Annotated in this window: 12 protein-coding genes; 2 read left to right on the top strand and 10 right to left on the bottom strand. The window is 34.6% G+C overall.

Annotation, left to right across the window (positions count from 1 at the left end; translation table 11 throughout):
- Position 1: 1 nt before the first annotated feature.
- Complete coding sequence (locus tag DFR57_RS10145) at positions 2–1,204, bottom strand: amidase (RefSeq protein WP_114353037.1); 1,203 nt, start codon at positions 1,202–1,204, stop codon at positions 2–4.
- 301 nt (positions 1,205–1,505) lie between these two features.
- Between DFR57_RS10145 and DFR57_RS10140 the strand changes: the two genes are divergently transcribed.
- Positions 1,506–3,086, top strand: coding sequence for a PucR family transcriptional regulator (locus DFR57_RS10140; protein ID WP_170132962.1), 1,581 nt, complete (start codon positions 1,506–1,508; stop codon positions 3,084–3,086).
- Positions 3,087–3,390: 304 nt separating this feature from the next.
- Positions 3,391–3,798 (top strand): hypothetical protein, encoded by a 408-nt coding sequence (locus tag DFR57_RS10135; protein ID WP_114353035.1) that lies wholly within the window; start codon positions 3,391–3,393, stop codon positions 3,796–3,798.
- A gap of 107 nt (positions 3,799–3,905) precedes the next feature.
- Here DFR57_RS10135 and DFR57_RS10130 read toward each other — a convergent pair whose 3' ends face one another.
- The 9 genes from DFR57_RS10130 to DFR57_RS10090 form a co-directional block, all read right to left on the bottom strand.
- Positions 3,906–5,501: a PucR family transcriptional regulator gene (locus tag DFR57_RS10130; protein ID WP_170132961.1), complete on the bottom strand. Its 1,596-nt coding sequence runs from the start codon at positions 5,499–5,501 to the stop codon at positions 3,906–3,908.
- Positions 5,502–5,573: 72 nt separating this feature from the next.
- Positions 5,574–6,188 (bottom strand): cysteine hydrolase family protein, encoded by a 615-nt coding sequence (locus DFR57_RS10125; protein ID WP_114353033.1) that lies wholly within the window; start codon positions 6,186–6,188, stop codon positions 5,574–5,576.
- A gap of 89 nt (positions 6,189–6,277) precedes the next feature.
- Positions 6,278–7,348: an ABC transporter substrate-binding protein gene (locus DFR57_RS10120; RefSeq protein WP_114353059.1), complete on the bottom strand. Its 1,071-nt coding sequence runs from the start codon at positions 7,346–7,348 to the stop codon at positions 6,278–6,280.
- A gap of 24 nt (positions 7,349–7,372) precedes the next feature.
- Positions 7,373–8,167, bottom strand: a complete 795-nt coding sequence (locus tag DFR57_RS10115) for an ABC transporter ATP-binding protein (RefSeq protein WP_114353032.1) — start codon at positions 8,165–8,167, stop codon at positions 7,373–7,375.
- Positions 8,167–8,994, bottom strand: a complete 828-nt coding sequence (locus DFR57_RS10110) for an ABC transporter permease (protein WP_245937438.1) — start codon at positions 8,992–8,994, stop codon at positions 8,167–8,169. The genes DFR57_RS10115 and DFR57_RS10110 overlap by 1 nt, the downstream gene beginning before the upstream one ends.
- Positions 8,995–9,014: 20 nt before the next feature.
- On the bottom strand, positions 9,015–10,019 hold the full coding sequence (locus tag DFR57_RS10105; RefSeq protein ID WP_114353031.1) for an amidohydrolase family protein: 1,005 nt from the start codon (positions 10,017–10,019) through the stop codon (positions 9,015–9,017).
- On the bottom strand, positions 10,016–11,059 hold the full coding sequence (locus DFR57_RS10100; protein ID WP_114353030.1) for a ring-opening amidohydrolase: 1,044 nt from the start codon (positions 11,057–11,059) through the stop codon (positions 10,016–10,018). Before DFR57_RS10100 ends, DFR57_RS10105 begins: the two co-directional genes overlap by 4 nt.
- 416 nt (positions 11,060–11,475) lie before the next feature.
- Positions 11,476–12,456 (bottom strand): DUF3221 domain-containing protein, encoded by a 981-nt coding sequence (locus DFR57_RS10095; protein ID WP_114353029.1) that lies wholly within the window; start codon positions 12,454–12,456, stop codon positions 11,476–11,478.
- A gap of 83 nt (positions 12,457–12,539) precedes the next feature.
- Positions 12,540–14,054, bottom strand: a complete 1,515-nt coding sequence (locus DFR57_RS10090) for an HD domain-containing phosphohydrolase (protein WP_114353028.1) — start codon at positions 14,052–14,054, stop codon at positions 12,540–12,542.
- Positions 14,055–14,274: the final 220 nt, after the last annotated feature.

The following is a 14,274-nucleotide window of genomic DNA, read 5'->3' as shown; positions in this document are numbered from 1 at the left end:
TTCACCCCCCGACTAGTTCTTGGTTTACATTACTATTTTGAATAAGTATTTTTTTAACAAATTCAAGTAACTTTACATCTTGATTAGGCCCTGCGATAAGTGAATATCCTATCGGTGCACCTTTATGTTGATGAAGAGGTAAACTTACCTGTGGCAATCCACTTAACCCGGCAATACTTGTCATCATTAATAATTTCTTTCGATGATTTTGCAATGTCTCTCCACTTGTGTTTAATAGAGGGGCAATAGCAGGAGAAGTTGGCAATGCGATAATTGTATCTGTGCTTAACATTTGAATCATGTTCTCTTTTATCTTGTCTCGGACTCTTTTAGCTTGATTGAATTTTTGTTTCTCAATCGTTTGTGTCCATAAAAATCGCTCCATAATTCCAGGGCCAAATCTGGGATTTACTTCGGTGATCCACTTACCATGATTTCTCCAAATTTCATATCCCTGGATGGTTCTAAACGTATCCATCCATTTTTCTAAACCATCAGTTGTTATTTTTCTTTCAGTTGTGGATAAATGGTTAATTAGCAACTGAGATGAAGAATGTAAGCTATCTTTTATTTCTTCATCTATCATCTCCCAGACTTCTGTAGGAAAAATCACATCTTTAAAGGGAGACTTGTTTGTTGACTGTTGTCTGGTTAAAACTTTTGTTACATCAATTAACTTATCAATGCTAGAAGTCATAATTCCAAGGGTGTCAAAGCTTTCAGCTAGAGGAATAACTTCCTCCATATCGATACTGTTATGTGTTGGTCTTAACCCATATACACCACAATAACTTGCAGGTATTCTTACACTGCCCCCTGTGTCGGTTCCAAGTGCAAAATCAACGACTCCTGCACTAACAGCAACTGCTGAACCACTAGAAGAGCCACCAGGTATTCTAGTTGACGCTTTAGGATTAATCGGGGTCCCATAATGATAATTTTCACCATTGAGACTATACATCAATTCATCGGTATGTGTTCTTCCAAACAACTTTGCTCCATTTTCTAATAATGTCTCAATCGATTTGGCGGTTCTCTCAGATGGGAGATGTGTTTTCTCCCAATCAGGATTTCCTGCTGTATTTACTATTCCTTTAATCGAAAAAACATCTTTTACAGTGAAAATATTTTGATCTAATATTCCACTTTTTAAAGGATCCACTGTTGTATATAAATCGTTGAAGGCTTGCCAACGATCTTCCATTTCCTCACCTCCATTTTTTGCTATGTTTGCTTGGTATATATACACTATACTTGGCTTTTAACGATAACGTCAATAAAGTTAACATCTTTTGTTATTTTATATAACTCAACCTAATTTCCTTGTAATCACACACAAAAATAAAGGGTTAAAATTCCATTTTTTATAGATTTTAGTTATTTATTTTATGTTTTTATAATATTAAATAAAAATAATGTTAGAAATTCTTACACATCAATACAAAAAATGTTTTATACCGGTATAGTTTATAGTACAAACAATAAAACAGAAGGAGAAAATGATAATGAATATTAAGATTTCAGAAGCACTCAAAATATATCCTTTCTCAGAGTCAACATTGGTTGCTGGTAAGCATGCGATTGAAAGGTCTATTACCGCAGTGAATATAATGGACGCTCCTGATATATATAATTGGGTTAAAGAAGGAGAATTACTTCTCACTACTGCTTTTATACTTAAAGATGATAAGCACAATGCGGTAGAAATGATAAAAGCATTAGCAAAAAAAAGATGTGCTGGCTTAGCGATTAAATTAGGAAGGTACTGGAAGGAAATACCCGAAGAAATTATAGAAGAAGCTGACAAGTTGCATTTTCCTATTATTGAGTTGCCCTATTCTCATACATTCTCAGATCAAATTCAAGCACTTTACGATGCGCCACATATCGAAAAAGAAAATTGGTTAAAAAATAAACTATCCATCCAAAAAGAATTAATTACTTTCTCCTACGATCAAAAGAATTTAGACGCTTATTTCGCCAAAGTCGCTAAATTTATTCATTATCCTTTTGCACTTATTACTAACCAGGCCGAAGTTCTATATAATAAAACAGATAAGGATGAAACAGAATTAATTCAACACTGGTACGGCATTGAGAAAGGTAAGAATGTGTTTACAGCAACAGATCAGTATATTCAAATTATCTTAAGACAAAAAGAAGAAAAATACGGTTACTTATTTATCATGATGGATAAAAACGTAGGTATCACAAAAGAAGAAGAAGAAATGTTTTTGCAAATTGGTGAAATTCTTTCCAACTTTTTTGCGAACGCTAAATTAGTAAATCCGACTAAGCTATTTGATCAAGCATTTAGTCTTCTTATTGGTCGATATTTAAAAGGTGATATTACGATGAATTATTTATCCAACCAATTAAAAGGTGATAACAAAAGATTAAGCCAATATCCTTATTGGGTGATAATGACTTTAAAAGAACAAAAAAATAGTGAAAATCAATTCCTTTCGCTGCAACAAGAATTTGATATGCACCCGTTTTTCAAAAAATTCATTATTAAACATGTGAAGTATGCCGGAAATATGCTTACAGTACTTTTTGATCCTCATAAGGAAGATACCTTACATTTATCAACAACTAAATTAGTCACACCACTTAAAGAAGTTCTACAAGCTGCTAAGGAAAAAAATAGCTACACAATGGTTGTTAGTCAAAAAAAATCCTCCCTAGAAAGAATAGATGAAGGTAAAAAGGAATGTGTGGAAGCGATCCAAATTGCTGAAGATATGTCATTTGAAACTCCTGTCATTATGTATGAAAATTTAGAGTTTATTAGTTTATTCAGACACATCCCTTTACATTTATTAGAAAACTATTACAAAAACACACTAGAGTCTTTCGTTAATCAAGGATCAACGTATGAAAAAGATATGCTTGATACCCTACAGATGTACGTTGATTGTGATGGAAATGTAAAAGAAGCTGCAGATCAATTATTTGTGCATCGCAACACCGTTGCTTATCGCTTAGATAAAATCTGTAAACTATTAAAAATTGATTTAAAAAATACAAATGATCTATTGCGAATTAAAATTGCCCTTATTTTTCATCAAATGAGAACGATATAACCTTCAACATTTCTCAAACTACAAGAGGATTACAGAGTTAAATACTTAAATAATTTGAAAGATTTTTGTGAGGCATTCGTTGATCTGTTAAGAAAGTTTCAACCTTAACCTAGTGTTTTTATAGCTTTCTCTTATCATATAATTATTTAATGCGTAGACCATAAGTGGCCTACGCATTTTTTCATCTATTACATTCTAATTACATATGATACGCTTAGGTCATCTAGATTCCCGATGATTATTGCTTATTAACCGAGCATAAGGGTAAGGGTTAGTAAAAGTATCGGAGAATGGAGGAATAATAATGCAGTTTAGAGATTTGGTTAAAGAGGTAGGATATGAAATTTCTTTTGAAAGTATTTCTGAGCCAAGAGTAGATGGTGTAACATTAAGTGTTATCGTGAACAGAAGTGAAAATGCAACAGACTTACTCATCTTCCCCCATCCAGAAAGTAAAGTAACCACCTTCCAGATTGATTTTCCGAATTATATTACATATTCGGTAGTGTATGATGATTATACTGTCTGGAAAGATGATGAAATATATGAAGGTGAATCATTTCGCATCTATAAAAAATCTAACTATCTTGATTATGTCAAAAAGTCATTTAGGTTGGACCAGCATATAAATCACTATTCATTAGCTTGTTTTGAACATCACATTGACATAATTTCAACAGATAAACCTATAGTCACCGATATTACCCTGTGAAATCTCTTAATTAGGTAAATGTACTTTATTTGAATAAGCTAGTTATACCAAAATGAAAATTCTGTTAAATTAGGATTTTTACTTTTGCCTTAAATATCAATACTCTACTATTTTAATAATTTTAAAGCTACCTGAATTTCTAAAGTCACTTCAGGATCATCCAAATTCACTTTTAACAATTGTTTTATTTTATCGAGACGATAGACAACTGTATTATAATGCGTAAACAATTGATCCGCTGTCTCCTTTATATTTTTGTTAAGTTGAAAATACGATTCTAACGTTTCAATATATGTGTCTTTTCTTTTATCTCGTAAAAGAGGACCTAACACATCTAGCGGGTACTCTAACACTTCTTCTGTTTGAGGTAATTGATATAACAGGCGATATATTCGCATCTCTTCAAAATATACCCGAATGGTTTTTGTTGGGTAACTATCCATGATCTTCATCACTTCATTTGCTCGAAGGTAGCTTTCTTTTACTCCTTCTTCATTTTCTGAAAGACTACCAATGCACATATTAAAATGAAGGTCTTTTTTCTTATATTTGAAAAACCTCACTAATTCCTCTTCTATATAAATTAGTGTATTATCTATTTTTTCCTCTAACTCATGTCCAACAATAATTACTAGCTGACCGTCATACCAAGTTGTTAGTAATTCAATATCCATCAACCTATTTAAGGTATTTTTTAATAGAGTAATATCTTCTTTTGTAAAATCTTGTTTATACATCTTCAAAATAAACACTTTTATCCATTTATTATGGAGTTTATATTCAAACGGTTGCTTTTCCATTGCCTCTTCAGCTATTAATTCTCCCCTGATGAGGTTTTTAATATATTGATCGATGTATTTCTCTTCCATTTTTGATTTAACATGTAGATGCGTTAACTCCATATGAAGCAACGTACGTATTTTCTCCAGAGTTAAAAAATCGATGTCAGTAAATGAAAAATTCGTCTCTAAGCTGGCTATAAATGGAGTAATTGATAGAGTGGAGTTATCAGAAAGCGGTAAGCCAATAGCTTTAAAGTTCTCTTCACGAATGGAAAAATTTCGAATTCCCGTACCTAGTCTCAATTCTAATTCGCTACTTAGTTTAGTTAGTTCGCTACCTTCTAATATGTTAGAAAGCGTTGGAGCTAAGAGATTCCCGTTTAAATCCAAGACAATAATTGGGTTTCCTATCATTTGTTCGAGCTCGGCCACAACTTCTATAATAGGCGTGCCCATTGCAATTAAATCAGTAAACCTTTGCAATCGATCGTATATAGTCCCTAAATGTTCTGATTCTTGGTAAAAAACTTCTTCCATCGCTACGCGCACGACGTCTGAGAAAATCGTTCCAGGAAGAATTTCAATCAAAGGAAAACCTAATTCCTCTGCCCGTTTTATAACCGCTTCGGGTATTTCATTGATGAATCGCTTCACTTTTATCCCTAAGCCTGCCACCTTTTTTTTATTTAGTTTTTCAATAAAGGGAACCAAATCTTCTGGTGCATCTCGAAAAGGATATCCAGTCGTCATGATTAATTCCTGAGCACGAACAAATTGATCTACTTCTGGTGAACCTACGATATTCACACGATTTATAATTGTACTTTCATTCTTTTTTCCGGCAACTAACTTTGAACCAAGCATTGGTTCTATTGTCAAGAAGTCCGAAAGCTTCAATCCGCGTTCTGACGTTTTATTCATTTTGTCCACTCCAGCCATGAGTTGTCATTTTACTTATTATAAGTTTATTCTTATATGCTGGTCAACACTAGCTCAATAATATGCTAACCATGTTTTTGCATCTATTACAGCTCCAAAATGTCTTTTTATATTGAGTAAGGTTGGTTCATATGCATCCAAAAAGGCTGCGGTTGTTGCATCTTCAATAACAATAACATGATAATCTAAATGATGAGCATCTCTAACAGTAGATTCTACACAAGTGTTTGTATTAATCCCTGTAACTACTAACGTTTCTACCCCCATGGACTGTAATAGCGGGTCTAAAGCTGTATTTATAAAGGCGGTATAGCGGTGTTTTTTTATAATTATATCTTCTTTTTCAGGTCTAATATTACCATAGAAGTCTACGCCCCACGTATTTTCACGACAACTATTTGGATGGTTTTTTGCTTTTCGCCTTTCTTTCCAAGCGCCATTTCCATCATTTTCATCTGTGTGTTCCATCTGAACGAAAATAATTGGTACTTTTACACTTCTTGCTTTTTCAATCATGGTCAAAATAGTAGGTTCTAAAGCTTGGTACCTTGCTACGTCAAAGCCTTGTATTGCAAACACACCTTCATCCGATACGAAGTCATTTTGCATATCAATAATCATTAATGCACTCTTTTTATCAATGCATAGTTTTCTTGGATCATAATTCATTTATTTTCCTCCTCGTATATTTCATATATTAGAAAGTAAAACAAATGATTCATGAGAGAGGTGAAGCTCCCATGAATCATTGCTTTTTATTATTCTGGTAAATATTCGTTTGTGTAATAGCGCTCTAATTCAAATCTTTCCTCAATTAGATCACTAGTTTCCAAAATATCTAGTGTGTTTGTCATATTTTCTTCTGACATCGTACCATATGGCACTCCTTCAAATACGGATATCTCTTCTAATAAATTTAATTGTGCACTTACTGTTTCTTCATCTGTTGCGTCAGGAAATCTCTCTAAGACAATCTCAATTGCCTCTTCTTTATTTTCAAAGGTATACTGAAATGCTTCATCAATAGCAGCCAAGAAACGTTTAACCGTGTTAGGATTTTCTTCTAGAAACTCATTATTACCTATCATGGTTAACCCTGATAAATCATAGTCATAATCAGCTAAATACAGCGGAGTTAGCTCTACCCCTAATTCTTCTTCAAATATTGGATATTCGTTAGTAGCAAAAATAGCAACGGAATCTACTTCTTTATTCAAAAAGACACTGTTTCTTGCAGATGTTTCTACTTGCACCGCTTCTACTTGTGATTCATCCACACCATTTGATTCTAAAAAATTCGGAAAAATGTTTGTGAAGGTAGACGAGATAGACATTGCAATCTTTTTACCTTCTAAATCTTTCGGTGTTTCAACACCCGCATCTGGGTGAGAGGCGATCATAATTGGTGAACGATTCATATAAGAAGCGATCATTTTTATTGGCATCCCTTGTTCGATACCTTGAGACGGCTCAACTGTAGATGTAATGCCGAATTCATCCTGCCCCTGTGACACAGTCTGCATCGTATTTGTTGAACCATTACCTTCTTCTACTGCAACATTTAAACCATATTCTTCAAATATTCCTGTTTCTTGCGCAACAAAGAAAGGCGTAAATTCTCCCTTGAATCTCCAATTCAGACGTAAGGTAAAATCAGTTACCTCAGCTTCCCCAAATTGAGCTTCTCCTTCTGCGCTTTCTTCTCCACTACTTTCAGTTTCTGCAGAACTATCAGTTTCTTCTGGCTCCTGCGCATCTGCGTTATCTTCTTGACAAGCAGCTAGTACCAGCATTCCCATAAACATGATTGACAACATAATCCATTTCATCTTTTTCAATTTCAGTTCCCCCTTTTAAGTTTCCGCTAATATCCCCTGTGATTGGAAAATATCACGGATTTCGTGCACTTTATGATTAAAGACTGGATTAGACCTAGTCTTATTATCCCTTGGTCTAACAAGCTCGATCGGCAACTCTTTTAAAATTGTACCTGGTCTTTCAGACATAACAACCACTCTGTCAGATAGAAATACCGCTTCTTCAATACTGTGCGTAATAAAAACAGTAGTGAACTTATACTTATTTGATAGCTTTAAGAGGTCATACATCATTTGCTCTCTTGTTAAAGCATCTAAAGCTCCAAATGGTTCATCCATTAATAATAATTTTGGATCTTGAATTAATGCCCTGCAAATTGACACTCGTTGCCTCATTCCACCTGACAATTCATGTGGATACTTATCTTCAAACCCTTTTAAGCCAACTGACTCAAGAAGATCGATTGCTTTTTTTCGATTTGTTATGTGATTACCACGATCAAACCAAGTGATACCTTTTAGATCAAGCGGCAATAAAACATTGTCTAAAACAGAACGCCATGCCAGCAGTACATCTTTTTGGAAAACAATCGCAGCACCATCCGCAATCCCAGTTAATTCCTGTTCATTTATTTGTACAGTCCCTGCAGAAGGGGATTCAAGTCCGGCAATAATTCTCATAATGGTGCTTTTCCCGCAACCACTCGGCCCTACGACAGAAAGGAATTCACCAGATTCAATGTCCAGTTCAATATTTTTTAATGCTGTTACATCACCGGTTTTCGTATGGAAGGTTTTATCGATACCCACTAATTTAATGTGCTTTACCATTATTGACCTCCTCCAGCTTTGTTGGCATGATACCAAGGCATTAATATTCGTTCTAACACGTGAACAACTAAAAATAGTGATATACCTAAAATAGCTAACACAACAATGGTGACAAAAACTAACTCAGTATCTAATCGTGCATTTGCAGTTAGTTGCAAGTAGCCAAGTCCTCTTTCAGAGGCAACGAATTCTCCTACAATTGCACCGACAACCGCTAATGTAATCCCCACTTTGAACCCGGCAAACAAATGCGGTAGTGCATTTGGCAATCGAAAGTAAAAGAATATCTTTCTTTCTGAAATCCCCAATGATCTTCCTAAATCATGCATTTCTTTATCTAGAGAATTAAAACCATTTACCGCATTTATTACGACTGGAAAAAAGGAAATTAAACAAGCTAAAATTACTTTTGTAATTAAACCATACCCAAACCAAATGACCAATATTGGCGCTATAGAAACCATAGGTAAACATTGAATGCCGATTATAATAGGATAGATAGAATTAGCTAAATACTTTGAATAAACGATTGTTATAGCTATAGGTATGCCAATAGCTAAGCTAAGTCCAAATCCCAATAGTACTTCTGTTAAGGTAGTCCATGTATGGCCCCAGAGCATGCTCGTTTCCTGAAAAAGTCTTACCCCAATATCAGTAGGCGTGGGTAAAATATAAGCCGGAATAGCTAACACTACCGTCAACAATTCCCACATAACAACTAAGCCAATTAAAGTCACTGCAGCCCAGAACGATTTAGGAATTTTCCATGACTTCATCTGTCTATCTTTCGTTGAAATCATTCTATTTGCTTCCGCTTTTGAATTCATTTTCCTCATCCTTTCATTACTCAGACTGAGACAGCATTAGCAGATAACGGTGCAGGTGCTTCAGCAAGTAATTGGTTATAATCATTTGATGAATAATGAAATTTACTATTTATTTGATTTAAAGCATTTTGAACACGATTATTATTGGGCGCCTGCTGCAACCAATTTATAATTTGTTTAATCTCATCTGCTTCATAAAATCTTCCTACATATGCTAATAGCTGACCATATTGCAGCATATTGCCACTACCTAATGGGTTGAAAAAATCCCTCATGTTATCAGATCCTATTTGAATATTAATCCCTGCACTAGCAAGCTCTTTTACCCTAGTTAGAGCGCGAGTCGCAATAGCTGTCGGACAAGTCGTAATGGTCATACCTGAATTTGCAACAGCTTCAATAGTTTTCTTAGCCTCTTCATCTGTTACAGTTGCTAATGAGCAACAATGAATAGCGTTCATCTTTTCACCTAATTGCTTATTCGATGTTACTTCTGCTAAATAAGGTAAATTAAAATCCTCGGGTTTCCCTGTTTCATCCGTATGGAATTCAATCCAGTCCACATCGCTTTTTTCTGCCAATTTTACAATTTTATCTATATGCGCCTTTCCATCCATATCCATACTTGTATGGCCACCGATTCCATCAACTCCAAGCGTTAAAGCTTCTTTTAATAATACTTCTGTCTCCGGAAAGCGATCAAAGCCTTCTTGATTAAATGCAACTATATCTATGACTACTTTTTCACTCCATTTTTCTTTCAACTCCAAAATAGCTTCAATCGCTCTTAACTCAAATAACGGGTCAACATCTACATTTGTCCTTATATAGGAGGTGCCGTATTGATACATTTTTTCAATGGCTGCATTAGCAGACTGTTTAATTTCTTCTTTTGTTCGAACCATCTTAATATCTCTGGTCCAAGCTGCCCTAACAGGAGCAGCTTCATCCTTATAAATGTGATTGGATGGAAGAAAACCTTTATCTAGATGCGCATGATAATTTTTCCAACCAGAATGTATCATGAGGCCCCACCTTCCTTCACTCTGATAATTGGTGCTATTAAATTAGCACCTTGAGGACCTTGGTGCTCTGAACCTGCAGAGCACAATATTCTTGTTTCTCCTACATAACTTCCAACAACAGCATTTGCTACTGCTTTAGCTACAATTCCAGCATGAGCAGCTAATGCATCGGTATGCATTGTATGTCTTTTATCTCGTATGGTCGGCAATGCATCAGCACCTGCATTTACAAAAATTTGAACGATATCTTCTTTTTCTTCCTCAGATAAATAACTATCATTTTTGATTCCAACGTCTTCAAATGCTTGATACATTCCTTTTAAATCAAGGGCATCCTGCATAACACCAGAACCTATTTTCATATCACTAGCCGATTTTTCACTATTGCCCATTACAATTACTCTTGCAGCAACCTGTTCTTGACCAGCAGATACAGAAGTTTTTAATGAATATAGTTGATGGTCTGAATTAATTGATTCTTCTTGTATCACACTGCGCTCAACTTCCTTTAAAGCTACTGCTGAACCAAGTGCAGAAGCTGCTTTAGATCTAGCACCTCCAATGCCCCAAGGACATTTCACTTCTACACATTTGACGTCCTTTAAACTTTCAATACCAGCGTCTTGAATTGCTTCTTCTACTGCTTTTGCCACTAGATCAACTTGTGTTACTGTTCCAATTTCTTCTGACTTTAGAATCGGCGTAGAAGAAATCCCAAAAGCAAATCGTTTTTCCTTTGTATTATTAGACTTATCTCTTTTAATAAATAACGTATAATGAGGTGTCATTAAACCACCTGTCTTACCAATCATCATCATAGGAATTTGGTCAAAAACATCTTGATGCGTTATCTGTAATTCCTTTGAAAGTAATACTTGGAATGCTAAAGTAGCGTAACCTCTTGAATACCCATCTCCTTCTGTTTGAGCAATGACTGCTTTTATTTCAGAAGCTTTTATTTTTCCTTTAAAAAGTAAGTTTTCTAATTCTGACACATCACCTGGATCTTTCATATCACATCGAATAAGTTGGTAGTCCATTTTAATCCCCCGTTTTTGCTTGCTTTAGTTGATGGTTAAAATTGTAGCACCAGGAGATTCGCAAGTATTTATGATTAGATAACAATTATTAATCACTATTTTTATGGTAATTCGCTAATTTTTTATAGCTATTGTTAGAATTAAAAGGAAAGTTGTTAGAACATATAACAATAAGGAAATTAAAGGAAGGTATTTTCCGGAGAAGTACGCCATAACATACGAAGACCATTTCTTTTGTCATGTGAAAAATTTAGATTACACTGCACTTGATATGCTGACAAGATGATTGAATTGCTGAAGTTCTATTGCATTGAGTAATTATTACTGCAAGCTGTATTTCTAATGAGGATCGTATATGTCTTTAAAATTTTCCAACGCAAAAAAAATCTAGAGCAAATTAATTTGCTCTAGATTTTTTACTCATTTGGCGTTATACCCGCTTCTATATATAGATTATGTCTAATCAGCGCACCAGTTAAATAATAATCAAAACTAACCTCTGTCTTATCCCCATGCAAGACAAGCTTACCATCTGGTTTCATTAAACTCATTGCGATTACAGATTGCTTCTTACCAGACTTTATTTTATCAATTATTTCTGCAATTTCATCCTCGTTTTCAGATTCATATATAACTTCTTCATTAGCATTTATCGTTACTTTACTATAGGTTTGGTTAGGGACAATTATTTCTTCCACTGGTGCAGATAAAAGTGCTATCTCATTCTGTTCGCCGTCACAACCTACTAACATAAAGTTCATATCATTTTCTTCACTATAGGATTCAATTGATGTACAGGTTAAAAGAGTTGGTGATTCACTTGCACCAAAATTATCCTGCGAGGCATCGACAGAAACGAAATAACTATTGGCTCCCTCTCTTTTTACCATTGTAAAGATTGGATCACCTTCTGTTGTATATTGAACCGTTCGAAGTATATCATATTTTTGTTCAAAAAATAAATCAATTAAATAGGTATTATTAAACTCGGTATGCTTAGCTATCACATCATAGTTTTCATCCACTAATCGACTAATTTTAGTTGCCGTGCTTTGCCCTGGATAAGATTCATTTACGGCTCCGTGTTCTATTGCCACCTTTTCACCAATGATTAAAGATGAAACCATACTTTCCTTTATCTCTTCGATATTAAAGTAGATAGCATTGCCTGCCTCTTCATATAAGTTCTCCGGATCTATTTCACTTAGCTGTTCTGTTGGTTTATTTTCTATAAGTAGAATACGGTTATCTTCTACCTTGGCAACATAGCCTGACATGGTAGAATGTTCTTTTTCACCATCAGCATCACCTTGCTGTGAGCCATTTGTATTATTCTGACTTGTACCACACCCAATTAGAATAATGAGCAGTAAAATAAAACTAAATATATTCTTCATGACCTTCTCCTCCTCAATCTTCCCTATTAATTGGTTAGTCGATTGAGCATGTAAAAAGTTACAAAATTATCGTAATAAACTATTTAAACCTTAGATGAAGCTTCCATATTAAAGGTTTGCCAATCTTCCTCCATTATTTTCAAGAATACATCCACACATACTTCATCCCATTGTGTGCCTGCACCTTCTGCAATAATATTAATGGCTTGACTTGGAGGCATGGCATAACGGTATGGACGATTTGAAGTCATCGCATCAAAGGCATCAGCTACAGCAATAATTCTTCCAAAAAGCGGTATTTCCTCTCCCTTTAACTGATCAGGGTAACCCAACCCATCCATTCTCTCATGATGAGACCGAACCCCGGGGAGCATAGCAGCAATTGTAGTTAGTGGTTTCACTTGCTTCAGAATATTCTCACCTAATACCGGGTGCTCTTTTATTCTATTAAACTCTCTTTCGGTCAATTTGCCACTCTTAAGTAAGATATCATCTTCAATACCAATCTTCCCAATGTCATGTAGTAAGGCTGTTTTTCTTAATAAGGATATCTTAGGCTGAGATAATCTCAATTTTTCTCCAATTGCAACTGAAAGATCAGAAACTCTTTTGGAATGTCCCGCCGTATAGGGATCTCTTGCATCTAAAGCAGTTGTAAGAGTTGTGATAAAACTATCCAATAATTGTCTATTTACAGCATCCGTCTGGTTTAACGAGCTAACCATATGATTAAACCCATTCACAAGTTTTGCGAAATCGTCTGGATAATTATCAGAAGCTTCTACGTCAAATTCCCCACCTTGCACAAGTTTCATTTTTTGTTGTAATTCATTAATTGGTACTTGAATAGACTTAGCTATCAATAAAGCTGCAACAACAGAAAACATAATACTGATTAAAATTATTCCAATTGCCCAAATCCAATATGTAGCGGATAACTCGGGTACAAATTCTTCTATTCTAACTTGCGCTGCAATCGTGAAAAGCAATAAAGGTGAAACACTAATAACAATAGCGCTAGATATGAGACTTCTTTTAATTGGAAAGCCTTTTTTTCCAATGCTATTTAAGGTTCTACCATATAATTTATTGGCTTTATTTCTTAAATGAGAAAGCATTGGCTTAATCGCATCTAAAGTCAGATAATATTCAATTAATGCATGCATCAACGCAACCAGTAGCGCTCCAAGAAAAGCAAACATAATATAGCTTGTGCTCACATCTAGCCAACCATTACTAATAAAAATAAATGCTAATAATACTGCTGAACCACTGAATCCAATAAAATGCGGAAGCATTACCCTTCTCACAGCTAATTTCGGTAAACGATGCACTTGTTTATAAGCAATCTTAAGCTCTTCAAATGTCACTAAATCACGATTGGCATTTTTAATAGGTCGTAAATCATACTTAAGGAAGGAAAGATCTAAAATCGCCATTATGAATATAGACATCATCACAATAATAATTAAAAAACCAATCTCTGACGCTTTAATATCTAATGTCGTGAAAATAAAAATACTTCCTACGATGGATACAGCTATCAAAGATACAATGAAATAATTCCATAATATTTTCTTTGCGAATTTTTGATACATAAGTCACACACCGTCTTTCAGATTAACAAACTTTTTCCATAATTATAGCATGTGACTTACTTTATAACTAGTCATTTTGAATTATTTTTCATATTTTTTCCTAGTTTAGTGTGAATATTTGTCAATTCTAAATGATGTTATCATACTTATTTTTGTCCGCATTTAGCATCGCTTAGCTTACCTAATGTTCTATCAATGGCCCTGTCAGATCCATTGTAGA

Source organism: Saliterribacillus persicus (assembly GCF_003337485.1).
GTDB lineage: Bacteria > Bacillota > Bacilli > Bacillales > Amphibacillaceae > Saliterribacillus > Saliterribacillus persicus.
This window is presented reverse-complemented; position numbering and strand designations above follow the sequence as displayed.